The sequence below is a fragment of the Ornithinibacillus contaminans genome (assembly GCF_001038425.2).
Taxonomy (GTDB): domain Bacteria; phylum Bacillota; class Bacilli; order Bacillales; family Amphibacillaceae; genus Ornithinibacillus; species Ornithinibacillus contaminans.
This window is the reverse complement of record NZ_LDPV02000023.1, coordinates 18,632-43,803: the sequence shown is the minus strand read 5'-3', so window position 1 is coordinate 43,803 and position 25,172 is coordinate 18,632. Positions and strand designations below refer to the sequence as shown.

General features: G+C 38.5%; 25 protein-coding genes. 18 read left to right on the top strand and 7 right to left on the bottom strand.

From position 1 onward, the window contains the following. Positions 1-100: 100 nt before the first annotated feature. Entirely contained in the window at positions 101-1,429 is a 1,329-nt protein-coding gene (locus JF53_RS05395; protein ID WP_047982140.1) for an IS3 family transposase, read from the top strand. A 56-nt stretch (positions 1,430-1,485) separates the two neighbouring features. Here JF53_RS05395 and JF53_RS05390 read toward each other — a convergent pair whose 3' ends face one another. Both JF53_RS05390 and JF53_RS05385 read right to left on the bottom strand, forming a co-directional pair. Then, positions 1,486-1,932: a YaiI/YqxD family protein gene (locus JF53_RS05390; protein ID WP_047981488.1), complete on the bottom strand. Its 447-nt coding sequence runs from the start codon at positions 1,930-1,932 to the stop codon at positions 1,486-1,488. Positions 1,933-2,011: 79 nt separating this feature from the next. Next, positions 2,012-2,524 (bottom strand): hypothetical protein, encoded by a 513-nt coding sequence (locus JF53_RS05385; RefSeq protein WP_047981489.1) that lies wholly within the window; start codon positions 2,522-2,524, stop codon positions 2,012-2,014. A 178-nt stretch (positions 2,525-2,702) separates the two neighbouring features. Here JF53_RS05385 and JF53_RS05380 point away from each other — a divergent pair, with 178 nt between their 5' ends. From JF53_RS05380 to JF53_RS17420, 6 genes are all read left to right on the top strand, one after another. Further along, the gene (locus JF53_RS05380; protein ID WP_047981490.1) at positions 2,703-3,062 is read left to right on the top strand and encodes a PadR family transcriptional regulator; all 360 of its coding nucleotides are present in this window, start codon (positions 2,703-2,705) and stop codon (positions 3,060-3,062) included. Next, positions 3,049-4,056 (top strand): HAAS signaling domain-containing protein, encoded by a 1,008-nt coding sequence (locus JF53_RS05375; protein WP_047981491.1) that lies wholly within the window; start codon positions 3,049-3,051, stop codon positions 4,054-4,056. Before JF53_RS05380 ends, JF53_RS05375 begins: the two co-directional genes overlap by 14 nt. A gap of 83 nt (positions 4,057-4,139) precedes the next feature. Beyond that, positions 4,140-4,670, top strand: a complete 531-nt coding sequence (locus tag JF53_RS05370) for a GNAT family N-acetyltransferase (RefSeq protein WP_047981492.1) — start codon at positions 4,140-4,142, stop codon at positions 4,668-4,670. Beyond that, positions 4,657-5,118, top strand: coding sequence for a GNAT family N-acetyltransferase (locus tag JF53_RS05365; protein WP_047981493.1), 462 nt, complete (start codon positions 4,657-4,659; stop codon positions 5,116-5,118). The genes JF53_RS05370 and JF53_RS05365 overlap by 14 nt, the downstream gene beginning before the upstream one ends. 18 nt (positions 5,119-5,136) lie before the next feature. Beyond that, the gene (locus tag JF53_RS05360) at positions 5,137-5,640 is read left to right on the top strand and encodes a GNAT family N-acetyltransferase (protein ID WP_047981494.1); all 504 of its coding nucleotides are present in this window, start codon (positions 5,137-5,139) and stop codon (positions 5,638-5,640) included. A 111-nt stretch (positions 5,641-5,751) separates the two neighbouring features. Continuing rightward, positions 5,752-5,901, top strand: coding sequence for a hypothetical protein (locus JF53_RS17420; RefSeq protein WP_157052465.1), 150 nt, complete (start codon positions 5,752-5,754; stop codon positions 5,899-5,901). Positions 5,902-5,974: 73 nt separating this feature from the next. Here the strand turns inward: JF53_RS17420 and JF53_RS05355 are convergent, their stop codons facing one another. Continuing rightward, complete coding sequence (locus JF53_RS05355) at positions 5,975-7,129, bottom strand: AI-2E family transporter (RefSeq protein ID WP_047981495.1); 1,155 nt, start codon at positions 7,127-7,129, stop codon at positions 5,975-5,977. Between the two features lie 578 nt (positions 7,130-7,707). Between JF53_RS05355 and JF53_RS05345 the strand changes: the two genes are divergently transcribed. Continuing rightward, positions 7,708-8,529, top strand: a complete 822-nt coding sequence (locus JF53_RS05345; RefSeq protein ID WP_047981497.1) for a squalene/phytoene synthase family protein — start codon at positions 7,708-7,710, stop codon at positions 8,527-8,529. Between the two features lie 118 nt (positions 8,530-8,647). Here the strand turns inward: JF53_RS05345 and JF53_RS05340 are convergent, their stop codons facing one another. The 3 genes from JF53_RS05340 to JF53_RS05330 all read right to left on the bottom strand — a co-directional run bounded on the left by JF53_RS05340 (position 8,648) and on the right by JF53_RS05330 (position 9,805). After that, positions 8,648-8,863 carry a DUF6199 family natural product biosynthesis protein gene (locus tag JF53_RS05340; RefSeq protein ID WP_047981498.1) on the bottom strand — a complete coding sequence of 72 codons (216 nt, stop codon included), beginning with the start codon at positions 8,861-8,863 and terminating at the stop codon, positions 8,648-8,650. 112 nt (positions 8,864-8,975) lie between these two features. Further along, positions 8,976-9,176 carry a hypothetical protein gene (locus JF53_RS05335; protein ID WP_047981499.1) on the bottom strand — a complete coding sequence of 67 codons (201 nt, stop codon included), beginning with the start codon at positions 9,174-9,176 and terminating at the stop codon, positions 8,976-8,978. A gap of 104 nt (positions 9,177-9,280) precedes the next feature. Then, positions 9,281-9,805 (bottom strand): hypothetical protein, encoded by a 525-nt coding sequence (locus JF53_RS05330; RefSeq protein WP_053071925.1) that lies wholly within the window; start codon positions 9,803-9,805, stop codon positions 9,281-9,283. 357 nt (positions 9,806-10,162) lie between these two features. On the opposite strand from JF53_RS05330, the gene JF53_RS05325 reads away from it, so the two are divergent. From JF53_RS05325 to JF53_RS05315, 3 genes are all read left to right on the top strand, one after another. Then, positions 10,163-11,203: a LytTR family transcriptional regulator DNA-binding domain-containing protein gene (locus JF53_RS05325; protein ID WP_047981500.1), complete on the top strand. Its 1,041-nt coding sequence runs from the start codon at positions 10,163-10,165 to the stop codon at positions 11,201-11,203. A 112-nt stretch (positions 11,204-11,315) separates the two neighbouring features. Continuing rightward, positions 11,316-12,164 (top strand): ABC transporter ATP-binding protein, encoded by an 849-nt coding sequence (locus JF53_RS05320; RefSeq protein WP_047981501.1) that lies wholly within the window; start codon positions 11,316-11,318, stop codon positions 12,162-12,164. After that, on the top strand, positions 12,161-12,871 hold the full coding sequence (locus JF53_RS05315) for an ABC transporter permease (protein WP_047981502.1): 711 nt from the start codon (positions 12,161-12,163) through the stop codon (positions 12,869-12,871). Before JF53_RS05320 ends, JF53_RS05315 begins: the two co-directional genes overlap by 4 nt. Before the next feature lie 52 nt (positions 12,872-12,923). Here the strand turns inward: JF53_RS05315 and JF53_RS05310 are convergent, their stop codons facing one another. Next, positions 12,924-14,945 carry a prolyl oligopeptidase family serine peptidase gene (locus JF53_RS05310; RefSeq protein WP_047981503.1) on the bottom strand — a complete coding sequence of 674 codons (2,022 nt, stop codon included), beginning with the start codon at positions 14,943-14,945 and terminating at the stop codon, positions 12,924-12,926. Between the two features lie 203 nt (positions 14,946-15,148). Between JF53_RS05310 and JF53_RS05305 the strand changes: the two genes are divergently transcribed. From JF53_RS05305 to JF53_RS05275, 7 genes are all read left to right on the top strand, one after another. Further along, the gene (locus JF53_RS05305; protein ID WP_047981504.1) at positions 15,149-15,592 is read left to right on the top strand and encodes a DUF4064 domain-containing protein; all 444 of its coding nucleotides are present in this window, start codon (positions 15,149-15,151) and stop codon (positions 15,590-15,592) included. Positions 15,593-15,649: 57 nt separating this feature from the next. Beyond that, on the top strand, positions 15,650-15,979 hold the full coding sequence (locus JF53_RS05300; protein WP_047981505.1) for a DUF4870 domain-containing protein: 330 nt from the start codon (positions 15,650-15,652) through the stop codon (positions 15,977-15,979). 81 nt (positions 15,980-16,060) lie between these two features. Beyond that, positions 16,061-16,453, top strand: coding sequence for a hypothetical protein (locus JF53_RS05295; protein WP_047981506.1), 393 nt, complete (start codon positions 16,061-16,063; stop codon positions 16,451-16,453). 560 nt (positions 16,454-17,013) lie between these two features. Then, on the top strand, positions 17,014-18,186 hold the full coding sequence (locus JF53_RS05290) for a hypothetical protein (RefSeq protein ID WP_047981507.1): 1,173 nt from the start codon (positions 17,014-17,016) through the stop codon (positions 18,184-18,186). A gap of 87 nt (positions 18,187-18,273) precedes the next feature. Further along, positions 18,274-19,206, top strand: a complete 933-nt coding sequence (locus JF53_RS05285; RefSeq protein WP_236686914.1) for a DUF2268 domain-containing putative Zn-dependent protease — start codon at positions 18,274-18,276, stop codon at positions 19,204-19,206. Between the two features lie 155 nt (positions 19,207-19,361). After that, on the top strand, positions 19,362-21,050 hold the full coding sequence (gene nagZ, locus JF53_RS05280) for a beta-N-acetylhexosaminidase (protein ID WP_236686913.1): 1,689 nt from the start codon (positions 19,362-19,364) through the stop codon (positions 21,048-21,050). Between the two features lie 354 nt (positions 21,051-21,404). Beyond that, entirely contained in the window at positions 21,405-25,106 is a 3,702-nt protein-coding gene (locus tag JF53_RS05275) for a 5'-nucleotidase C-terminal domain-containing protein (RefSeq protein ID WP_047981509.1), read from the top strand. Positions 25,107-25,172 lie beyond the last annotated feature (66 nt).

Here is a 25,172-nt window from a genome sequence, read left to right as displayed (position 1 = left end):
TAAAATGGTACCTGTAGTTAGGACACTTGAAAAAGAGTGTTTTATCTACAGGTATTTTTATATATAATTAAATTTCACAATACGGGGACTAGGAGATATCATGAGTAAAATAATATTTTCAGATAAAGAGATAAAAGCACTTCAAAAGAATCCAAATGTACAACGCGTTAGTGAGAAATCCATCACTTACACGGATGCTTTCAAGAATAGGTTTATGGATGAGTATCTAACTGGTAAACTCCCACGACAAATCTTTATGGAGAGTGGATTTGATGAAGAAGTAATTGGGATAAAACGCATTGAACAATCCGCATGCCGGTGGAAGAAAGCTTATGAAACGAAAGGGTTAATAGGGCTTACTGATACAAGGAAAACAGAATCTGGCAGAACCCTGAAACGGGAGCTTACACCTTCTGAAGTGATCGAGAGGCAAAATGCACGAATCAAGCTTTTGGAAGGACAGGTGGAGCTGTTAAAAAAGCTAGAAGTGATAGAAAGGAGGCTGCTAAACACAAGAGAAAATCTAAGCCCAAGTAAAGCATATCAATTGATTCAAGAGACAATTGAACAAAATGGTTTTAAAAGGATGACTAGATACTTTTGTGATCTTTTAGGTGTTTCACGTTCTGGATATTATAGTTGCTTGAAGGCATCTGTCGTTCGGGAGGCTAGAGAGCAGCTAGATTTAGAAGTGAAGGAAATCATCCTAGAAGCTTTTAACCGCAGAGGTTATAAGAAAGGTTCACGTTCCATTAAAATGATCCTAGAGAATGAGTATGATCTTATTCTTAGTCGTAAAAAGATACAGAGAATCATGAAGAAATACGGAATTGTCTGCCCTCACAGGAAAGCGAATCCTTATAAACAAATCGCAAAGGCGACAAAGGAGCACCAGGTTGTACCAAACAAATTAAACAGGGAATTTAAGCAAGGAGTCCCAGGAAAAGTATTATTGACGGATATCACCTACTTGCCATATAACGGTAATTGTATGGCTTATTTGTCAACCATAAAAGATGGTTCTACCAATGAACTCCTGGCTTACCATGTGTCTGACCGAATCACTTTGGATATCGCAATCCAGACGGTCCATAAATTGATGAACAATAAGAAGGTCCCTCTTGATTCAGATGCCTTCATTCACTCGGATCAGGGAAGCCATTACACAAGCCCACGATACCAAAAACTTTTAAAGAAGTATGGCTTAGGCCAGTCTATGTCACGAAGGGGTAACTGTTGGGACAACGCTCCTCAAGAATCATTTTTTGGTCACCTAAAGGATGAAGTAGATTATAAATCAGCCAAAACATTAAAGGAATTAAAATTGAAAATCAATCATTACATGACTTACTATAACAATTACCGTTATCAGTGGAATCTAAAAAAGATGACCCCTATTCAATATAGGAATCATCTATTATCTGCATAACCTCTTTTTTTATAAGTGTCCTTGACACGGGTGCCAGTGTAGTATGTAGTGCCCCTTTATATATTTGCCTGTATTGTCCTGCGTAAAAGGTTCTGGAATTTTTTTCGATCCTCATCCGTAAATGGCTTCGGTCCTTTTGTCTTATGACCACTCCTTCTTGCTTTGGCACTTAAATGACGGGTCTGAAGGAGTTGGTCAATATTTTCATTCGTATAAGCAAATCCTTTATGGTGAAGGACAAGGCATCCTTTGCCTAACCCTAGAGAAGCCAGTCCATAATCTTGAGTAATGATAATATCCAATCTATCCGCTAGTTTCATAATCCGGTAATCGGCAGCGTCAGCACCAGTATCAACATATACCGTTTCTACCCCGTCCATTGCCTCGTCATGAGAATAATGACTAATGCTTTTGACTAAGACAACCTGGAGACCAAAGTCATGTGCAACGGAAATGACAATATCTTTAACTGGGCTAGCATCTGCATCTACATAAATCTTCATTTTGACTCTCCTGTTAACTATGTCTTAACTTCATGTAATCGGATTACGGATAATTTGTCAACAAAGCATGTCTCGAGGATCAATCAATTGGGTTCCCATTGGTATCGAGGAAATTTATTTTTAACTCATTGGTTGCGTCTATGTGATGGACAAACCATAATTTTTTTTGGCTATTTTCTAATTCAATTAGGGTAGCTAACTGCTCATTTACTAAAACAGACGCCGCTATGGTAGGTGCGAAACCAACTGAATAGCCCTCCTGTACTGTATTAGGTTGATTGGTCTGCTGATTCGCAATATACCCCACGCCGAACATATTAACCTGCTTCCATCCGTATTTTCCTTTTCTTATTTTGGCACCAGCTACATAATCCTTCCGGGACTGCAGTGACGTATAGAAAAAAATATAGGCATAGTCATCGAAATAGACTGTTTCAATAATTTCCTGAACGTCATATAAGGAACTCCTGGTCGTTTCAAGTGCTTCAAGAGGTGTGGTAAATGAGGAGCTTCGATTGATGGTATCAAACGAAACGATAACAATGGTAAGCAAAATAAAAATTAACGTGATCCTATATAGTGTATGTTTCATTGCATTCTCCTTTCAGTAAAAAAGATTTAAGTATCATTTTAACACGATACACAATAATTTCAATACTATTTTGACAATTTTAGTGATGGGTTTCAATATAACCTTTTTGATTTATATCATTGTGCACTTTACAATAGTGTATATAATACAGTATAATGTGAGAAGGAGTTGATCTGATATGAATGTGGAAGAACATCTTGATAAATTAATGTTGGAATTACGACGTGGCACCATCACGATCGGCGTCCTCAGCCAGCTTTCGGATCCGCAGTATGGTTATTCACTTGTAACCTCACTCGATGAAAAAGGAGTTCATGTGGAGCCTGGTACATTGTATCCGCTGCTAAGAAGACTGGAAAAACAAGGTCTACTGGAGAGTAGCTGGGATACAAATGAGACGCGACCGAGAAAATATTATGTCCTTAGTGAAATGGGTCGTACTGTTTTCGAACAGCTGTGTGTCGAATGGGAAGGTATTGTAAGAAGTTTAGATGGATTAATTTTTAAGAAAGGAGAACGTGAAGATGCAGATGATTGAACGTTATATTTATGCCGTTACACAAAAGCTGCCTCAAGCACAACGAGAAGATATTGCAGTGGAGCTACGAGGGCTAATTGAGGATATGATGGAAGAACGATTGAATGGTGCGGAGGCTACTGAAGAAGTAGCAGAAGAGGTGTTATTGGAACTTGGAAGTCCAAGGGAAATGGCACAAAAGTACCGGGGTTCCAAACGGTTTTTAATTGGTCCAGAGCTCTATGATTCTTTTATAATTGTATTAAAAATCGTCTTGATCTCCTCGGTACTATCGATGATTGGTGTTTTTGCTGTTAAAACGGTTATCAATCCGGTAGAAATACTTGATTACTTCATTGATTTAATAGTGTCGTTAGTAACGATGGTAATCCCACATGCATTTGGTTGGGTAACACTCATTTTTGCCTTAGTCGATCATTTTGGCGGAGTAAAAGCAGACGATTTAAAGATTGATAAAGACTGGACACCTAAAAAGCTGCAGCCTATTCCACATCCCAAAAAGCAAATCAAGCGGGGGGAATCGATTTTTGCAATTGTGGTTTTGGTGTTAGTTATGGTATGGTTCACATTTTCTAGTGAATTCTTTGGGGTATATGTATTTCATGACGGGGACTTTCAAGCGGTAGTGCCATTTTTAAATGAAGCAAGCTTCCATCATTATCTACCATTCCTATTGATTCTACTAGCTATCTTTATAGTGAAGGAATGTTTGAAGCTTATTTCCGGTAAATGGACAATGAAGCTAGTTGCTTTCACCGCTATTGCCAATGCAATTGCGCTTGTTGTTGTGTATTTCATCATGACGGGGCAAGCATTCTGGAATCCTAACTTTATGGAAGAATTAGCTCAGGCGGGTATTGCAACGCATGGTTCCGACGGCTATAATGTCGCGGAATCGATATGGCAGAACGCTACAAGGTGGACCGTTATTATCTTTATTATCAGTCTAGTTTGGGACTTTATCGACGGACTCGTAAAGGTGAAGCGAAACTAAAAAAATCTTTCCATCTAGCAACGAATTGATTATGATTAGAATAATCAATTTGTTGCTTTTTTTGTGTAAAGGGGGAAAGTTCTATGAGGCTAGTGAGACCATCTGAAGAGTGGGAGAGAGAACATAAGGCATATGTTGAAGAATGGGGACCCGATCGCATGGTGCCGAGTAGTTTTAGCCTTGCGGGTTTTGATAGCTATGATGCCTATTTAGTGGAGTTAGGAAAGCGAGAAAGTGGCACTGGACAATGGCTTCCGTGCACGAATTATTTTCTAGTAAACGATAGAAAACGGATAGTAGCAATGGTAGATATTCGTCATGAACTAAATGATCACTTGTACCGAGTAGGTGGACACATCGGCTACGGTGTGCGCCCTTCAGAACGAAAGAAGGGCTATGCGACATTAATCTTGGCGATGGCGTTAGAAAAGTGTAAGGAATTAGGTATTGAAAAAGTATTAGTAACCTGCGATGAAGATAATATTGGATCAGCCAAGGTGATTTTAGCTAATGGTGGAATAGAAGATAAGCCAGAACTAAACACAGATGAAAAGGTAACGAGACGCTTCTGGATAGCTCTTGGCAATGGAGGAGATAACGATGCCAGAAGTTGAATTGAAGCGTATCACAAGAGACAACTGGGAGGATGCCTTGGCACTTAAGGTAGCAAAGTCACAAGAGAGCTTTGTACCAACTCCAGCAGTCTCTTTAGCTAAAGTCTATATAAAGCCTGATGGAGAAAACGTGGAGTACATACCTTTTGGAATCTATGATGACGATAAGATGGTAGGGTTTATCATGCATGCCTACGTGGAAGAAACAAACGATATGTATTGGATCAACGGATTTTTGATCGATGCGAGCTACCAAGGAAAGGGCTACGGAAAAGCGGCTCTTGGGGAAATGATAACGTGGATAAAGAATCAGTTTGGCCAGTGCCAAATAATACATTTAACCGTTTTCCAGCAGAATCAAGTTGCAAAAACACTATATGAACGTCACGGTTTTGTTCCGACAGGGCAAGTATTTGCTGGTGAGGATGTAATGAAGCTAACAGTATAAGGTAAGGGTGAGAATGCGATGGAGAATGTAATTACGATAGATAAGATGAAAAAAGAAGATTGGGAGCAAGTTCGTGTTATTTATATCGAGGGAATTAACACGAGAAATGCCACGTTTGATACAGAACCCCCGACATGGGCGGAATGGGATACGGGGCATCTAGCGGAATGCAGATTTGTTGCCCGATTAAATAACCAAGTGGTCGGTTGGGCTGCACTTAGTCAATCGGCTCATAAGGAAGCATACCATGGTGTTGCTGAGGTGAGTATCTATGTAAGTAGTGCAAGTGCTGGTAAGGGGATTGGATCAATTCTGCTAGAAGCATTGATTGAGGCAAGTGAACAGCATGGGTTTTGGACACTACAAGCACTAATTTTCCCAGAGAATACAGCAAGCCTGAAATTACATAATCGATATGGCTTTGAAACAATCGGCACTAGAAAACGTGTTGGGAAATTACATGGAATTTGGCGAGATGTTGTATTTTTGGAGCGGAGAAGTACGGTAGTAGGGCTGGATTAATAAGAAGGCATTATATTTATCTGTAGTATTCATGACTAGGTTTTTTGAAGTTAACCAATCTAGGGCTACCGAATATACTGTCATTGACATTATTATTTGGAGGTCCAACGAATGAACTATGTAAGGAGCGGTCTAGCTTTTATTGGATTTTTATTATTGGGTACGGGGATTGGACTATTTTTCGATAACTTAGAGGCTGGTGGTACGATCGGATTCGGCCTAGGAATGTTATCGATACTCGTTTTGCGCAAAGAAAAATAATACATTTTAGAAAAAATTAGTAAATGCATGGAAAAAGTTCGTAGGAACAACCCTACGAACTTTTTTAGCTTTTTTATTTTTCATTATCTGAGTAAGTGCCATATTCTTCACCATAAAAATTGTTATAGCGATCCTTGAATTTTTGATAAAAGTACGTGACGAGTACTTTTAAAATGGCATAGCCAGGAATACCGAGGATAACGCCAATGATTCCAAAGAGATTACCCGCAACAAGTAATACGATAATGATGGTAAGCGGATGAATTTTCATTGTTTTTCCCATAATGTTCGGTGAAATGAAATTTCCTTCTAGGAATTGCACAATGGCCCAAACAATTGCTAACTTCAACAGCATGAATGGTGAATCAACAATCGCAATAATTGCAGCAGGAATGATGGATAATGTTGGACCAAGGTACGGTACAACACTCGTTACGGCTGCGATAATTGCTAAGGTAATTGCGTAATCTAATCCAATAATCAGATAGCCAATGTATAAGAGTATCCCGATACAAGATGCGACAATAATTTGCCCTTGGATATAGGAACCAACTTGCGCATCCATATTACTAAGGATTTGATTAACGTCTTTTCGGAACTTAGGTGGCAATAATCGTAAACAATATTCCTTAAACCGATCCCCGTCCTTAAGTAGGAAGAAGAGAATAATCGGGAAGGTCACAATGACAAGAACAAGGTTGGTAACGGTATTGGCAACATTCCGTACCCCTTCAAAAGCATTGCCAATATACGAACCTATGACACCCGGTATATCACTAAAATTGGTAACGACCCAATTATACGCATTATCATAATACGGCCCTAGGAAAGAGTCTTGCATCCATTCCGTTACACTTGTCCAAAAATGCTGAACATAAGTCGGGAAATTACGGAACAATTCTTTAATCTGTGATTCTATCGAAGGCGCGGTTAATAATACAACGCCAACTAATAAGCCACTAATTCCTAAAATAATAATCACGATTCCCCAGATTCGTTTTATTTTCCAGCGCTCGAGTAGATCAACAATTGGATTTAATAAATAATAGGCGATAAACGCTAGAATGATTGGTGGCGTAAGCGTCGATAGAATAACAATCAACGGGTTAAAAATAAATGAGATCTTATTATAAATATATAATGTAATCCCAATCAACATTAATACAATCAAGCTAAAAACTAGATTACGCCCACCGATAAATTTAATGAAACGATTATCAGAATTCATTAAGTTGGTACTCCTTTTTTCTTTTCATTATAGTGCATACAGGGTAATTATTCCATTTTCAATTAGCGGAAAAGAGTGGAGTATTAGTAGCTCATTCAGTCATATCGCTCGAAAAGGGGAAGGTATCGCCCAAAATGCGAGGGTATCGCTCGAAACTCCGGAGCATCGCTCGAAAAGGGGAAGGTATCGCTCGAAATGCGAAAGTATCGCTCGAAACTCCGGAGCATCGCTCGAAATACCGAAATATCGCCCGAAATGCGAGAGTATCGCTCGAAATGCGAGAGTATCGCTCGAAACCCCGGAGTATCGCTCAAAACCCAATAATATCGCTCAATACGCCAAAACATCACCGGAAAAGGAACTACACCATATTATGCCCATCCTAAACGCACTTCCGTTAGGTATTCAGCTTAAAAGTTTGATATACTTTAATAAGGGAAATAATATGAAGCATGAGCGTATGATAAAAATTATAGAAAAAGGGATTCTAAGAAGGTAAGCGTTACTTTCGAGGAGTCCCTTTCACACAGATAACTATTACCTTTGTGTAACGATTTTCTAAAGGAGGATATACTAGCTTGAGTGACTTAGTTAAATTAGAAAAAGAAGCGATGCATACGCTGAAGCTTACGAGTAGAACCTTTTATATTCCAATTAAGCTTTTAAAACCAAAATTACGCAAAACGGTTGCATCTGCCTATTTATGTATGCGGGCTATTGATGAAATAGAGGATCATGAACAGTTGGATTCGGACGTTAAACTACAGCTATTACGTGCGACTAGTGAACTATTAAAACAGAAACATTTCAGTGCTGAAGAGTATCAGCAGCTGTTGCAACCGTATGAAGAAATGCTGCCGGAAGTGACATTACGATTAGCAGATTGGATTCAATTCTGTCCAGATGGTATTGTTGACCAAGTGCGTGATTCTACTAGCATTATGGCGAGTGGAATGGCGGATTGGGTTGAAAAGGATTGGCAAATAAGTACCAAAGAGGATTTGGATGATTATACATATTACGTGGCGGGACTTGTAGGCGTAATGCTGTCTGATATTTGGCTATGGTATGACAACACGGAAACCGATCCAGATTTAGCAATTGGATATGGTAGAGGGTTACAAGCGGTTAATGTATTGCGTAATCAGGATGAGGACGCCGAGCGTGGCGTAAAGTTCTTCCCGGATAACTGGACTCGAGCGGATATGTTCCAATATGCGGAAGAAAATCTATCCAAAGCAGACGAATATATAAAATCCATTAAAACGCATAATATCATCTTGTTTTGTAAAATCCCATTAGCTTTGGCGCATAAAACATTAAATGCATTAAAACGAGGAAACATAAAAATGACGCGTAAAGAGGTTGAATCAACCGTTGATGAAATTATAAATGGCTAGTGGTCGTTTAATTTATTGCTAGATTAAGCGCAAGATAGCGAGAAAATGGTTAACCGGGAAATTGGTTAGCCATTTTTTTATATCGTTAAGGCTAATTCCCTCGCGATTTACCCATTAATTAGAAATAATATTTACCTAGTAAAATCCCGACAAAAGCGCCAATACCGAGTAATATACTCCAGATTCCTACCAGCCGTTCCCGAATGAGAAATGTTTCTGATGGTTCTTCTGCCTCTTTTGTCTTCCATCTTTCTGAAAGCCTCCAGACTAGGTTAGGCTTTAACAAGGAGATAGCGCCAGTGGAAATTAATAGGACAACAATTATGTATTCCATTATATATCCTCCTTTTATACACACGGATCAACCAGTGGTTTCTAGTATAATAATAGCAAAAGAGACCACATGGGTCTCTTTCCGGATAAAATGATTACAAAAACGAGGTAACTTAATTATTATTTAAATGTCTGGTAAATAATGCTTTTAATCCTAAATGTAACAGGGCTACTGCGAATACAACAATTACAATTCCGCCGATAATATTTAAGAAGTCGGCAACTTGAGCTGTAATAATTGCGGAAGTAGGAACTAAGGTCAAAGCAAACCCTGCCAGGATAGAAGCCAAGTATAAAGTCACAAGTCTTTCCATAGTTATCCCTCCTCTTCTACTAATGTATGTTAAGAGGAGAGATTGTGTTTTTACAGATTGCTTATTTTAGGCGGATTATTTGTGAGTTGGGCTAATTCAATTGATTAATAGCATTGGAATGATTCAACACGGTCTAGGTCAACGCCATAATAGACCCATCGGTTTCCTCGCCATCTAAATCCAGCAATAGAGTTTCTGCCGACATAGATAGGATAGAACCAGAAGGAGTCTCTGTTTAGCCAGATATAGGTAAAGCGATACAAGCATCCTCTAATTCCTCCTGGATCAATTGCGTACAATTGGTACTGTGGTTGCTGTGGAGTAAAGGTTGGGGGTGGTGATGTTGGTGGGTTTTGCCCGCCACCACCAGGGAACCCCGGGACTTGGCCGCCACCACCAGGGAACCCCGGGACTTGGCCGCCACCGCCAGGGAACCCAGGACCTTGGCCGCCGCCACCAGGGAATCCCGGGACTTGGCCACCGCCACCAGGGAATCCCGGGACTTGGCCACCGCCACCAGGGAATCCGCCGCCGGGGAACCCTCCTTGGTTACCAAAAAATTGTCCTAAAAGATTTCCGGGTATATTGTTTTGCCTTTCTTCATCATATGGTGGTCCATAATTATTCAAGTCGTATTTCCTCCCTTAAAATGTCTTCCATTTACTATATGGGAAATATGACTAGGGTGGGAGGTTTTTAGTAAAGAATGGGCGCGGAAAATTAATTCCACATGGCTCTGCAAAAAAATGGAAAGCTGTCATTGTCATCTTTTTTTCGTCTGTTTAAATCTTGGTCTAGTAAATATGATGTATTCACGGTAGGATTAAACCATAGTTTCAAAAATGTCTTATTTTTTCTATAATCGAATTATTTCCTGCAAAATAGGCAAATAATGAAAAAATATTAACTGCCCCTTTTGCTCGAGAATATTCGATTATAGTAGTAGAAAACGATAATAAATATTGTACATAGGAGTTAGTGATTTCATGAGTGTGTTATCGATACATAATTTAGAAAAACAAGATAAACATGTTCTTTTATTCCCGGCTTTTAATTTAGATGTAGAAGAAAATGAAGTTGTAGCACTACATTCTAATTTGAATATTCGAGTTTCCTTGCTTGAGATGTTGCTTGGGAAGGCACCTATTTTAAACGGTGACATTAAGGTTCTTGGACAAGTGGTTTCTAAGGAGAAGAAATTATATGACTTGCAGATTGGAATATGCTTCTTTGAGCAAGGATTATACGATCGGTTGACAGTACTAGATCATTTGAAATTGCATAAAAAATTATATGGCTCTGATCAAACATTTGATTCCATACTTACAAGTACGCAATTAACAAGCCTAAAACATAGAAAGGTTAGGGATTTAACGTTTTCTGAAAAAAGAAGACTCCATTTTGCCCAAATTCTCTATCAGAACCCGACATTATATATTTTCGAGGAGCCAGATTTAAACGTCGATATGGAAACAAAACGTGTCTTCTTATCTATTCTCGAGCAGCTAAAGAAGGAACAGAAGGCTGTACTAATCCTAACAGGCAACATGGAACATGCGATTACCATGTCGGATAATGTGTATCGCCTGAATGAAGATGGACTACATAAGATTGAAATGGAAGCGGAATTGCTTCCGGGAACGAATTCAGAAGCGGTGGAGACGGAGGAAGTAATCCCGACTACTTTTAACTTTAATAAGATACCGACAAAAGTAAATGAGAAAATTATTTTGTTTGACCCACCAGAGATTGATTACATTGAAAGCCATGAAGGTCAATCAAACGTTTATATTAAAGGGGAAGCTTTTCCAAGTGTATTTACTTTAAATGAATTAGAGGAGCGACTACTTCCATTCGGATTTTTCCGATGTCACAGATCTTATATCGTCAATCTTCAAAAAGTAAGAGAAGTAATTACGTGGACAAGGAATAGCTATAGCTTGGTGCTGGATGATAAAACAAAGTCAACTATTCCCCTATCGAAGACGAAAATGAGTCAATTAAAGGAAATGTTGGGACTAAAATAAGCTCCATTCAACCTTAAATTTACTCTTTTGATGGAAAATATGCTGATGAAACCTATATTTTAACCTATTCTAAGGTTGTTAAGAAAAATAATGTTCATCACGGAGGAGTAAAATGGAAAACATTATCGATGTGAAAAATTTAGCCAAAGTATTTGGTAATCAAACCGCGTTAGAAGATGTAAACTTTAATGTGAAAAAAGGGGAGACCTTTGGATTTTTAGGTCCAAGTGGTTCTGGAAAAACCACAACGATTAAAATCTTAACTGGACAACTGCAGCAAACTACTGGTGAGGCAGCTGTATTTGGTTTAAAAGGTGCTGGTTTAACAAACGGGACGTACCGGAGAAAAATCGGAGTACTAACCGATAACAGTGGGTTATACCAAAGACTTTCCGTTGAAGATAATTTAAAGCTTTATTGTGATTTATATGATGTGCCTAGGAAACGGATCGATGAAGTATTGGCATTAGTAAATCTTTCTGATGAAGGGAAAAAGATTGTATCGAAGTTATCAAAAGGGATGTTACAACGAGTGCTATTAGCGAGAACCCTACTCCATGAGCCAGAACTATTATTTTTAGATGAACCAACTTCTGCACTTGATCCTGTTAATTCGAAGCAAATACATGAGGGATTGCGAAGATTAAATGAAAAAGGTACAACGATCTTTCTAACAACGCATGATATGAGCGAGGCAGAAACGCTTTGTGACCGTGTGGCATTCCTGCATAAAGGTAAAATTCAATTGCTTGATGAACCACAAGCGCTTCGTAGACAGTTTGCAGATGGTAGTGTAACGATTGAGTTAAAGGATGGCCGCACGATTAAAGTGCCTGGTGGATCAGAAGGTGCCGATACGGTGTACAGCTACATGTCCACAGATCAAGTGGTATCCATCCATTCGAATGAGCCGACCTTAGGGGATATTTTTGTAGAGATTACTGGGAGGGAATTAATATGACATCATCATTTAAACGAATAAATGCGATATTTCAAAAGGATTTGAAGGACTTATCAAAGAACTTATACGTAACGTCGATGCTAATTCTTCCAATTGTTATGGCGTTTCTCTATTCAAGATTTGATGGCATAACGCTAGATATTCATTACATGATTATTAATTTAACAATGGCTACGGTTACTGCATTTATCCAATGTGCTGTAATTGCAGAAGAGAAAGAAAAGCATACGTTGAGGGGACTGATGCTTTCTCCGGCTTCTTTAACCGAAATATTAACAGGTAAGAGCCTCGTAAGTTTTGTCTTTACAATTATAACGCTTATCGTTTGTATGATGATTACAGGATACGAACCAGCTAATACAGCAGTAATAGGTATCGCGATTCTGGTTTCGGTATTGTTTTATCTTGCAATCGGTACGATTCTTGGATTATTATCTCGTACTGTATTAGAAGCATCTGTTATTATTCTACCCGTAATTTTCTTGTTTGGTTTTGGTTCGATGCTAATGATGTTAGCAGAAAAATATCCTGCTCTATCGTTTATCGAATACCTACCCAATATTCAATTAGTAGAGATTGCTTACAAGGTTGAAGCGGGGGCGGGATTTGGAGATTGGTGGAGTCACATTGCCATTATAGTGGCTTGGACAGTCGTAATGGGAATTTTAACAGCCGTTGTTTATAAAAAACGCGAAATGGATGAATAGGAAATTGGAAAGGAGTGTCCAGGATAAATTGGACACTCCTTTTTCTGTGTTTTTAATCCAATTCCTTCTCCAAAAACGCGTAGAAATCAACCCATTCTTCAATTACCTTTGCGGTCGGTTTGCCAAGACCGTGTCCGGCTTTTGCTTCAAGTCTTAGGACAATAGTTGACGCTTTATCCGCTTTTTCCATTAAGGTAGCTGCGAATTTCTTCGCGTGGGCGGGGACAACACGATCATCACTTTCAGCTGTTGCGATTAGGACAGGTGGATATTTTACACCTTCTTGAATATTGTGGAGTGGTGAGTACGCATATAGAAACGGAAACTGTGCTGGATTATCAGCACTTCCGTATTCTGGAATCCAGTACCGTCCTATCGTAAATTTATGATAGCGCAGCATATCGATTACAGGTACACGGCATATTACAGCACCATATAAATCAGGGCGTTGGACCATACAAGCTGCAACTAATAACCCTCCGTTTGAACCACCCATGATGGATAGTTTTTCTTTTTTCGTGTAGTTATTGGATATTAACCACTCACCTGCAGCGATAAAATCGTCAAAAACATTTTGTTTGTTTTCTAGCATGCCTGCACGATGCCATTCTTCCCCGTATTCTGTTCCACCACGCAGGACAGCAACGGCGTAAATGCCACCTTTTTCAATCCAACGAAGCACTGCGGGGTTGAAGGAAGGTGTCATGTTCACATTGAACCCGCCATAACCATACAAAATAACGGGATTTTCACCATGTAATGTAAGTCCTTTGCGATGCGTCACGAACATTGGAACTCTGGTACCATCTTTGGAAGTATAGAAGACTTGCTCGGTTACGTATAACGATGTATCAAATGGTATTTCCGATTCTGCAAACACCTGTAATTCCTTTGATTCCATCTTATAGTTGAAGACAATGGTTGGACTTAGGAAAGATGTGACACCAAAATAAATCTCATTCGTTTCTTTTGAACGCGTCATATCGGTTATGGAGCCAAGGATTGGTAACTTGATTGGATGGGAATAAGCACCATCTATATCATAGACATGTAATTGGTGATGGGCATCATGAAGTAATGCGATTACCAATTTATCCTGTAAAAAAAGCACAAAGTCAATAACATCAGCTTGCTCAGGGATTACTTCTTTCCAATTAGATGAATCAGGATTAGCTAAATCAATTGCAATAATTTTTCCGTTCGGTGTGTTAAGGTCTGTCTTGAAATAAAAGACGTCATCTTTATTGGTGACATATAGGTATTCAGCATCTGCCTGATTAAGCAGGCGTGTAAATGGCGCATTAGAATTAATCGGTCTTATATAAAAGCGATTTTCCGTCGCCGTACCTAAAAACACGTAGAGACATAGATACTTATCGTCATCACTCAAAAACGTTGAAAACATCAATTCCTTGTCTTCTGGCTGTTCATGAATCAATTGATCCGCATCTTGTATAGCACCAAGTTGATGGAAAAATACTTTGTTAAAGTTGCTCTCATCTTCTGGCAGCACCGTTCCTGGCTCGGGAAAGCGGCTATAGAAAAATCCAGAGCTATCAGGGGCCCATGTGATACTGGTGAATTTCACGTATTGAATATGATCTTCTAAATCCTGACTAGTTTCTAAGTCTCGCACACGAATTTCTTGCCAATCACTTCCATGCGTAGAAGTGGCGTAGGCTAGATATTTTCCGTCCTTACTAAAGGAAAAGTTCGTCATGGCAACAGTGCCGTCTTCACTTAACGTATTTGGGTCAAGGACAACGGTTTCGGTATCGCCATCTTTCTGGAATAGAATGGCTTGGTTTTGTAATCCATCATTTTTTTGATAGTAAAGTAGATCATTAATCTGCTTTAGGACAAAGTATTTCGGGAAGTTCCAAAGCTCCTCTAATCGCTTCCGATCGGTATCACGCGTCGTTGTTTCCGAAAAGTATGTATCACTACGCTGCTTCATCCAGTTACCCCACTCGATGGATTGGTCTGAATCTGGATCCTCTAACCAGCGATAGGGGTCACGCACTTTTGTGCCGTGGTAGTCCTCTACAATTGTGTCTTTTTTTATCGTAGTCATTATGCCATCCCCTTTTTACGTATTACCTTATACTATTCGTGAATAAGGTAGCCAAATCCTTTCTCTGTCGGAAAAAATGTTCTCAAATTACAAATTGCTAACGATATTCAGGTAGGTTAATATTTTGCTAGTTCACGACATATGATGAAAAATCGCAAGGCGTATCCTGGTAAGAAGCATCATAATTCATGAGGAGGTAGGACATGAATCGTATGAGTGAGATTATTCTTGGGGTTATCGGTATTTTATTATATGTTTTTTTTATGGCCGCTAGCGTGTTTTGGGTATGGGTTTTGAATCATTATGATGTACTGGAAGGTATTTTTGATGAAGTGTTTCAAACAGCTTGGCAAGAGGATACGATTCCGATAAACGAATTAGTAGGTGTTTTAAGTGGTGGGGGCTGGGTATTAATTGGTGTGTCTGTCATTTCAATCGTGCTAGGAATTGTTTGTCTGTTTTTGATAAAAGGTAACAAAGGAGGCTCGATTGCTGGGGTATTGTTTCTTGTTACTGCTTTTTTGAGTACGGCAGTAAGCTTTGGTGTTTTCGCAATAGCGGGTTTGTTTTATGTCATCGCAGGTATTATGTGCTTGTACAAAAATTCTTCGAAGAAAAATCCTTATAGCAATACAGATGTGGTGTAGACGTTGTAGGAGAATAACGGTACAATGAAACTAGATATATTGTAAGGGGGATTACGAATGGCAACGACAGAAGATGATCGTTTGTTTTCGATGCTTTTGTATTTACTTAGCTTTCCGTTTCCGATATTAGGACCATTAGTAATTTGGCTATTGAAGCGGGAAGGTTCGGACTTTGTTGATTATCATGGAAAAGAATACTTTAATTTCTTTATTTCATTTACAATCTACACGATTGCGAGCTATATATTAATGATTCTACTAATTGGATTTGTCTTAATTGCTATTGTGGGAATTGCTGCATTTGTGCTGACGATTATTGCAGCAGTAAAAGCGTACCAAGGCGTACCTTTTAAATTTCCTCTTGTTATCCAATTTATAAAGAACTAAGCAGACAAGAATGTTCAAGCAGCAAGATAGCTTGGGCATTTTTTATGTTTTTTTAGAAATTATTACTATAGAGGTGGAACGATGAAAGAATTTAAACTAACAAAGTTATTGGGTATTACTGTAGGGGTATTAACCGTTGTGATTGCAATTGGATATGGGTTCCTTGCTTTCATTGCGCTAGGATTATCGAATGCGTGGGATGACGGGCAATCCAATTCATCGGATGAAAATTTTGTTATGTTTGTGATAATTACTCTCCTTGTTATTGGTTTAGTTACGGCAATCGGGGCAATGAAATTAGAGAATCGGGTGTGGCGAAGTGTTTATTTTAGCTGTTGTTTAATAATTGGGATCGGTACGGTTATCTACGCTTTTATTGCGTTTGGTGCGTTGGGTTGGAAGAATGAGCTTTTCCTTTTGGTGGTTGGGTTGTTGTATTTGTTGTTAGGGTATTTGGTGAAAGGTAAGAGGTAAGATGATTTGCGATATATTTTCTTTTAATTAAGTTGGTTATAGGTTATCGAAATATTAAGTGTACAAACCATTTGTAAGGATGCTTTAGGCTATAATTTTATTTACGTTTTTCAAAAAAATTGAGTTTTATTGCTTAAAATAGGAAAACTTTCCTCAAATTTGTAAAAAATCGATTATAAACATTACTTTATTATGTGAATTTTCCCAATACAAAAAAACCCATCTCCGTGATATGATTTATATAGACTAAAAATCATTGATATTTAGAAAGGAGAGTGGAGTGAATATGAAGAAAAAGGTTGTTTCTACCATACTAGCATTGGGATTACTAATTTCTTTTTCGGGCACACCCGCTTCGGCATCTTCAGACGTAACTATCAATGTTTGTCCTACAATTCCTTATGGACCCTGTATTCCAGTAATAATCGACCCTAATATGTAAAATTGCACACGGTACGTAAATAATCCCTTTATGATAATAGTAAAGGGATTATTTGCAATTATTAGATCATAAAATATATTAGGTTAAAATGATTCATACGAATGGAGATTGAGAAGAGATGAAGGAAAAACACCGGGAAATTTCTTACTCTTATCACTTTATTAGCGAAATGATTTTAGCTTTTATCTTACTGCTTCCAATCATGCATTTTTATTATGACTGGATTCCGTTTTACAGTTATTTATTCCTAGTAGGATTTTCTTGCGTTTTGTTTTCTCTATTAGTCAAGAGAACCGTGAAGAATATACATTTTTATTGTTTGTTTCCTATTCTTCTTTTATTATTTTTTATTTTTGATTACCCGTTATTTCTAGGAGCGCTTTTTTCTGTATTATTCATACGGAGATATCTGCACATTAGAAATGAATTAGTTACAAATAAGGAAATAAAATACCTATTAGCAACAGTCCTTGTCTCATTTATTATGTATTTAATTACAAGAGAGCCTGTAACATTACTTTATCTATTATTTCAATTGATTGTACTTGATTTTGGATCTATCCTTAGTCATATTGCTGTAATAGAGAAAGGTAGTAAATCACTATTAAATTATAAGCTAGTTGTCTATTTTATAATGTTAGTATCATTAGGAGGTTTCGTAAGTTATGGGATTGTTACACACCCATTCCTGTTTAATCTATGGGACAAGATTATCTATACAACCTTCTCAATTGTTGGAAGAGTACTGAATGTTTTCCAATCTATTGATGAATTTGAATTTCAAAGAGGGCAACAAAATCTATCATTAAGTAATAGAGCAGAAGATATGGAAAAATCAAACGTTGTTTTTGATACGATTGCAATGTTCGCTGGGATTTATCTTTTCATAAGTGTTGTCCTTATTATGTTGGGAATAGTAACGGTGTATTTCGTGCTCAAAAAAGACGACAGTCCACCAGATGAATTTAATGCCCAGTTGAAAAATGAATCTAATCTTGTGATTAATGGACTGAATAGTAATAACTCGGTAAAAAATAGATTAAAACGATTTTTGAAATTAAAAAGGCATCCAGTAAGGAAGATAGTTTACGATTTTGAAAAAGCTGCCAAAAAGAATAATTATGGTAGAAAGCAATTTGAAACGCTAGAGGAATGGTTGCCGAGAATTGGAATACATAAAAGTTTTGAGGCATATCAAAAAATTAGGTATGGCAACATCGATGTAAGTGCTGAAGAAGTAGAAGACCTTAGAAAAGAATTAAATCTGATACTGAGATCTTATAGACTTTAGTATGGATATATTTCTTGAATATAAGTGTAGTATTCCGAAGCTAGAAAAGAGAGCAATAATGGATTCGTAACAAAAAGGGGGAAAGTTGTGATCCTTTTAAAAAAACCGATAAAACTTTTACTAATACTCCTTATTACAATTTTAATTATGAGTGGGTGTGAAAGCCAAAAGGAAGACAGTATAGTTGTTTCTTTTGAAAACCCTGAAACTGGACAACTCTTCGAAATCGTTAATGTATATAAACTTTATAAGGACTTCTTTGATGAATCTTCAAAAGAAAATCAGCCAAAAGACATAAATGAGTTATATAAAACTAAAATTATTGATCGTGTATATGATCAATGTTTTGCGGAAGGCAAATATTTATACATGGTAAATGATTTATTAAATCATGCACCTACTAATGAATCGGAACTAAGCAAATTAATCGAGAATATAGATATAGACAGTGTAAATAAATTTATTAAAGATTCATTAATAAAATCTTCTAATCTGTTACCTAGTAAGGGCGAGACGACAGTATGTGTATTCCCGACATTAGAAGAAGGAAACAGCATGGTCACTGTTGGGGCGGGCAAAATTATTGCACTTTATCAAGAAGGATATACAGAGGATATTATTAAAACAACTATTGCTCATGAGTACCATCATAGTGTTTGGACCGAGAAGTTTTTGCAAAGACAAAATGGAGTTACGTTGCTAGATAATTTGATTTTTGAAGGAAAAGCTGTGATGTTTGAAAATCTAGTTTATCCTGGAAAATCGATTATTTCTATCCTTCCATATTATAGTTCTAGCCAATGGGAAAAATTTAAACCGTTATTACATAAACAGGACCTGGAACTATCCGTGGAAATATTAAATGGTGGTGGAGAATTGCCACTGAATTACGGTTACCAGGTTGGTTACAAAATGGTAAAATCCTATCTTGATTTACATCCTGATTTAACTCCTGCTGAATGGATTGGAATTGATGCTGAAGAGATTTATGATGAGATAGAATTTCCACCATCATTCTAACTTTATATAATAAATATATAGACCCACTTACTTATTATTTAATAAGAATGGTAATTTTTACTTAATCTATTCAACCATCAAAATCAATGAAACATACTTCGCAATCATATCGTCTAACTAACTACGGGAATATTAGAGGAGAGAGGCGAACACATTTGAAAAAGTCACTAATGATTTCTGGAATCTTGTTAGTCCTTCTCGTAATTATAGGAGTTTTTCTAATATGGGATAGGCAGGACAACTCAGAAACGAATGATGCTAATGAAGCTCATGATATAGAACATAATCCAGATGATAAAGATGAACCAATAATTGACTCCACAGGAGCGCTTATTGACGAGGTATTCCAACTGGCGGCAGAGGGAAAAGTCCCAGATGTATCGATTGTTGCTGGACATTCAGAGCTTGATGAGGTAATGACGGAGTGGGGAGAGCCTACAAGCGAGACCACGACAGAGGCGGGGACTTATATTGACTATTCAACTAGTCAGCTAACGGTTGGCTATTCCGGAAATAACGTATTTGACGTACGCTCATTTACAGATGCTCTAAAGGAAATACATTATCAGGACATCATTGATGCAAAGGGAGAACCGGATGAGCAACGCTATTATAAAGATGAACAAGTAGATCAAATTATCCTTGTTTACCAAATGAATGAGAACTACCAGCTGAAGTGGATTCTACCACGACCAACAGATGCTGTGCCAAATCCAACGGTCCATCATATCTCGGTTTATACCGATATTACAAAGCTAGATATGGATATTCCGAGTCTAGTTGATTCGATGAGTCTTAATGAGAAAATCGGGCAAATGATAATGGGTGGAATAGATGGTACGACACCTACACCAGAGACTATCAACCTAATTGAGGATTATAAGCTTGGTGGTATTATTTTCTTCAGTAAAAATCTTATCGATGTTGGACAATCGCTTGATTTGGTAAATGGGATAAAAAGGGCAAACGCCTCGAATAAAGTTCCATTGTTTTTATCGGTTGACCAAGAAGGCGGACTTGTACAGCGATTGCCTGGGGTACAGGACCTCCCGACTAATAAAGAAATCGGCTTACGAAATGATCCGGACCTTTCCTATCAAATAGGTGGAATTCTCGGGCAGGAATTAAAGGCATTTGGTATGAACCTTAATTATGTACCGGTGATGGATGTGAATAGTAATCCAGACAATCCCGTGATTGGCGACCGGTCCTTTGGTGATAACCCAGCTCTTGTCAGTGAACTTGGGATTCAAACGATGAAAGGAATGGAAGCGGAAAATATCATTCCTGTGATTAAGCATTTTCCGGGGCATGGGGATACGGCAGTTGATTCCCATTTAGAGCTACCAAGAATTGATAAAAGCTTACAAGAACTTCGGGAGTTGGAGTTAATTCCCTTTACCAATGCCATTCAAGAAGGCGTAGATGTGGTGATGGTTGCACATATCTTATTTCCACAGCTAGATACCGAGTACCCTTCTTCCATGTCAAAGCCGATCATTACCGATTTACTTCGGGATGAATTGAATTTTGATGGTGTTGTGATAACGGATGATATATATATGGACGCGATTAAGAGCCATTATGAAGTGGGGAATGCTGCAGTTCAGTCGATTAAGGCTGGAAGTGATATTGTGCTAATCAGTAAAGAATATGCTGATATTGTTAGTGGTTTTGATGCTTTGAAGCAAGCGGTTGAAACTGGAGAGATAACCGAAGATAGACTCAATGAGAGCGTGAGTAGAATTCTAAAGTTAAAGCAGAAATATCAGCTAACTGATGAAGAGACTTCGTATCAAGATTTACAGAAGTTAAATGAAACCATTAAAAATATAGGCGAATAATAAACAGGGTTGCTATGCAGTCCTGTTTATTTAGTGTAGGAGACTCAAAAACCAATAGTAATAGTGGAACCTCAATGGCAATCGGTATCGCCTCGGATGGCCCCGGTTGTCTCGATGATTTCCATAGCTCGTTAGAATTTAAGAGGGCTTGCTTTTTGTTTCTAGTTCATTAGATCTGCTAGATGCAAACTCGAGTAGGAAGAAGGAATCGTTTTTTCGATTTTATAGGTAAATGGTATGGAATATTCTATATCTTTACAAATAGTTAATAGAAACGGTTCGGTGGATGTGGTATTAATGGATTGTTAGATGCTATATTGCATCTGAAATCTAGTAATATAACGGAGGGTACAAATGAAAAAAGCATCCATCAAAAAGTTGCTACATGTAGTTCTTGTTTTTGCACTAGTATTGATGAATACCACAAATGTCTTTGCAAGTAGTTTAGTAGAACCGAATGACGAAGAGTTGTTAGCGGAGGATTTATTTCTCTCCGAATACATGGAAGGTAGCTCGTATAATAAGGCTATTGAGATTTTTAATGGAACAGGGGAGCCTGTAAATCTAGCAAACTATGAAGTTGAGCTCTATAGTAATGGCTCCCAATCGGCAAGCCAATCACTAGCACTATCTGGAACATTAGAGCATGGGGATGTATTGGTAGTAGCACATCCTAGTGCAGCTGCGGAAATAGTAGCTGTGGCAGATGTAACGAATGGAGCCGTTGTTAATTTTAATGGTGATGATGTTGTTGCATTAAGTCATAATGGTAGTTTAATAGATGTGCTTGGAGAGATTGGTACAGATAGCGATTTTGCGAAGGATGTAACATTGGTCAGAAATGCTTCGGTGACAGCACCTAGTTCCAGCTATATTCCAGATCAATGGACTGAATATGGGCAAAACACGTTTGCTTATTTAGGATACCATGTCATGGATGGTGTGGAACCAGGTGAACCAGGTGAGCCGGGGGAACCTGATCCAGGAACAGAACTAACGCCAATAGGTGATGTGCGCGGATTAGCGGACGGAACAGTTGTTAAAGTAGAAGGAGTAGTAATTGCTGATAGTTCAGCACTTAGCAATGGAACCCAGTTTACTACTTATATTCAAGATGAATCCGCTGGTATTAACTTATTTGCCTATGAACAAGGAGCGCTTCCAGCAGTAGTAAAGGGTGATCGTATTCAAGTTGTTGGAGAACTGGACAGCTATAATGGGCTAAAGGAAATTGTTCCTACCTCCATTGAAGTTATCGAACAAAATCAAGCATTACCAGAACCGAAAAGCCTTACGCTTGAACAATTACAGGATCCTGCTGTTGCAGAGTCTTATGAAGGACAATTGGTACAGGTGAACGGCTATATTAGTACGGTGCCTGATAGTCCTGCTGGTGGGGGATATAATGTCCCACTGGTGGATGCAGATTTTAATGGAACGACTTTACGTGTAATGGAAAATGCCTTGGATATCACGATGGTTGAGCCGGGAATGTGGTACGATATTACGGCAATTGTTAGCCAATATAATGATTATCAGTTAATGGCTACGGAGCAAGCTGATTTACAAGTGGCAGCAGAACAGCCAGAACCACCGTCAGCAGCGGGACTCTATGAAACTACGGTTGCAAGTATTACCGATGGCGATACGATTCGAGTGGAGACACCTGTTTTCGGAGAGACGAGGGTTCGGTTCATAAATATGGATACAGCAGAGACCTATGCTGCCCATAATGATGATCCGGCGAGAGCGGAGATCAATGAAAATCAAAATTATTACGGGGAATTAGCGAAATCCTATATGAATGAATTATTGCAGCCAGGTGATGAAATATACTTAAAAATAGGTGATGAGCCAACAGATGATTATGGAAGAATTTTGGCAGAAGTTATCCGGAAAGAAGATAATGTCAATATTAACTTAGAAATGGTAGAAGCGGGCTATGCATCTACTTATTTTATTGCTCCATTTGATGAAGAGGCATATCCAGTTTATCAAGCGGCAGTAAGAGAAGCGAAGGATGCCGAGCTTGGAATTTGGAATCCAGAAAATCCATTGTTAGAACTACCATTTGTATTTCGTGCATTCGATGATCAAAAAGGATTATTACGCTATGTTGGTAACTCGGATTCGATGCAGTATGTAGTCCCTGATGAGTGGGCATCGGTTCCAGTAGATAAGCGTGTATTCTTCACAAGTCCTGAAGAAGCGGAAGCCTATGGGTATTCTCCTGCTGAGGACGGTGGCAGTGAAAATCCGAATCTATTAAACGTACAACTATTAAGTATGAATGACCTTCATGGGAAAATTGACCAGGAATATCTACTTGATCCAGATGGTGATGGAACAGAAGATATGTATGGACGGATGGATTATACAGCAGCAGCCATTAAAGAACGCGAGGCTGAAAGTCCAAATACATTAATTGTTCATGCAGGGGATATGATTGGTGGCAGTTCACCGGTTTCTGGTCTCTTGCAAGATGAACCAGCAGTGGAAATTATGGAAGAAATCGGCTTTGATGTCGGGACAGTTGGAAATCATGAGTTTGATGAAGGATTAGCGGAGCTACTACGAATGGTAAATGGTGGCGAGCACCCTGAAGGCAAAGGAACAGCTGGCTATGATGGTATGAACTTCCCTGTGCTTTGTGCAAACTGTGTATTGGAGGACACTGGTGAGACCTTCCTTGATCCATATTATGTGTCAGAAGTAGATGGGGAAAAGATTGGGTTTATCGGTGTTAATACTACGGAAACGGTCAATATGGTAATGCCTTCTTCTCTAGAAGGAATAGCATTTACCGATGAAGCAGAAGCGGTTGATCATGCTGTAGCGGAGTTAACCGAACAAGGTGTCAAAGCAATTGTAGTATTAGCTCATATGCCAGCTGATCAATCTGGCGCAAGTGCAACAGGTGCCGCAGCTGATTTAGCGAATACAGTAAATGATGAGGTTGACATTATCTTTGCTGCACATAATCATGTGGTTAATAATGCGGTAGTTGATAATAAGTTAATCGTACAAGCGAATGAATATGGAAAAGCATTTGCCGATGTTGATTTACAAATCGATCGAACTACTGGTGATATTGTGGCCAAAGAAGCGGAGATCGTTTTTGTAAAACAAAGTGATTATACGCCAGATGCAGAAGTTGCAGAAACATTGGCTTACTATGCGGATGTCATTGGTCCGATTGTAAATGAAGTGGTTGGCTATAATGCGGAGGATCTAACAGGTAGCTATACGAATGGTAGTGACCATGGTCTTGGTAATCTAATAGCCGATGGGATGAACTGGGCAATGGATAGTGATTTTGCCATGATGAATGGTGGCGGAATCCGTGATAGCTTGCTTGCAGGGCCAATTACATGGGGGAATCTTTATAACATCCAGCCATTTGGTAATACACTCATGACGGTTGAAATAACTGGTGCAGATCTGTATCCGATTTTGGAGGAACAGCTTTCTAGTTATGGCTCAGATTATAGTATAGCTGGCTTCCATTACACGTATAATCCGGAATTGCAACAGGTAGTAGATGTTACCTTGCCAGATGGAACTCCGATTGATGAGGAAGCTGTTTATACATTAACTGTAAACAATTATATGGGTACATCAGATGGTCCGATTAAAGAATTAGGGAAAAATCCTATTATGGGACCAGAGGATATTGAGGCAACGGTTGACTATGTAAGAAGCCTTAATAGCACAGAAGCAGCCCCTATTGTGTATGAACCAGATGGAAGAATAGCGGTGACAGATGAAGTTCCAGGTGAAGAGGAAGAGCGTCCAGTTGTCGAAATAAAACCGAAGAAAAACAATGGTACAGCAACAGTCCATACGAAGGATCTAGAAGCACTGGAACATGGTGTACAAGTAGTTATCAATATTTACAACGAGAAAAAGCCTAGACAGCTACTATTAAACAAACAACAAGTTGACCTATTAAAAGCAAAAGAAGTGACCCTAGTCGTTACCAACGGAACAACATCCAAAACATTTGAAATGGTAGAGGTGAAGGATAAAGTACTGAAGGTAAACTTAGAGGATTAACTATATTAACAATAAAAATAGTGGGCGAAGTCATCCAAAGATGATTTTGCCCATTATTTTTTCTTT

Excerpts from the sequence above, each read along its gene's own strand:
- JF53_RS05325 (WP_047981500.1), top strand. The coding sequence starts at position 10,163 with ATGAGTGTGTTATCGATACATAATTTAGAAAAACAAGATAAACATGTT.
- JF53_RS05360 (WP_047981494.1), top strand. The coding sequence starts at position 5,137 with ATGGAGAATGTAATTACGATAGATAAGATGAAAAAAGAAGATTGGGAG.
- JF53_RS05375 (WP_047981491.1), top strand. The coding sequence starts at position 3,049 with ATGCAGATGATTGAACGTTATATTTATGCCGTTACACAAAAGCTGCCT.
- JF53_RS05320 (WP_047981501.1), top strand. The coding sequence starts at position 11,316 with ATGGAAAACATTATCGATGTGAAAAATTTAGCCAAAGTATTTGGTAAT.
- JF53_RS05380 (WP_047981490.1), top strand. The coding sequence starts at position 2,703 with ATGAATGTGGAAGAACATCTTGATAAATTAATGTTGGAATTACGACGT.
- JF53_RS05275 (WP_047981509.1), top strand. The coding sequence starts at position 21,405 with ATGAAAAAAGCATCCATCAAAAAGTTGCTACATGTAGTTCTTGTTTTT.
- JF53_RS05340 (WP_047981498.1), bottom strand. The coding sequence starts at position 8,863 with ATGGAATACATAATTGTTGTCCTATTAATTTCCACTGGCGCTATCTCC.
- JF53_RS05290 (WP_047981507.1), top strand. The coding sequence starts at position 17,014 with ATGAAGGAAAAACACCGGGAAATTTCTTACTCTTATCACTTTATTAGC.
- JF53_RS05295 (WP_047981506.1), top strand. The coding sequence starts at position 16,061 with ATGAAAGAATTTAAACTAACAAAGTTATTGGGTATTACTGTAGGGGTA.
- JF53_RS05310 (WP_047981503.1), bottom strand. The coding sequence starts at position 14,945 with ATGACTACGATAAAAAAAGACACAATTGTAGAGGACTACCACGGCACA.
- JF53_RS05395 (WP_047982140.1), top strand. The coding sequence starts at position 101 with ATGAGTAAAATAATATTTTCAGATAAAGAGATAAAAGCACTTCAAAAG.
- JF53_RS05305 (WP_047981504.1), top strand. The coding sequence starts at position 15,149 with ATGAATCGTATGAGTGAGATTATTCTTGGGGTTATCGGTATTTTATTA.
- JF53_RS05365 (WP_047981493.1), top strand. The coding sequence starts at position 4,657 with ATGCCAGAAGTTGAATTGAAGCGTATCACAAGAGACAACTGGGAGGAT.
- JF53_RS05385 (WP_047981489.1), bottom strand. The coding sequence starts at position 2,524 with ATGAAACATACACTATATAGGATCACGTTAATTTTTATTTTGCTTACC.
- JF53_RS05355 (WP_047981495.1), bottom strand. The coding sequence starts at position 7,129 with ATGAATTCTGATAATCGTTTCATTAAATTTATCGGTGGGCGTAATCTA.
- JF53_RS05300 (WP_047981505.1), top strand. The coding sequence starts at position 15,650 with ATGGCAACGACAGAAGATGATCGTTTGTTTTCGATGCTTTTGTATTTA.
- JF53_RS17420 (WP_157052465.1), top strand. The coding sequence starts at position 5,752 with ATGAACTATGTAAGGAGCGGTCTAGCTTTTATTGGATTTTTATTATTG.
- JF53_RS05315 (WP_047981502.1), top strand. The coding sequence starts at position 12,161 with ATGACATCATCATTTAAACGAATAAATGCGATATTTCAAAAGGATTTG.
- JF53_RS05390 (WP_047981488.1), bottom strand. The coding sequence starts at position 1,932 with ATGAAGATTTATGTAGATGCAGATGCTAGCCCAGTTAAAGATATTGTC.
- JF53_RS05335 (WP_047981499.1), bottom strand. The coding sequence starts at position 9,176 with ATGGAAAGACTTGTGACTTTATACTTGGCTTCTATCCTGGCAGGGTTT.
- JF53_RS05370 (WP_047981492.1), top strand. The coding sequence starts at position 4,140 with ATGAGGCTAGTGAGACCATCTGAAGAGTGGGAGAGAGAACATAAGGCA.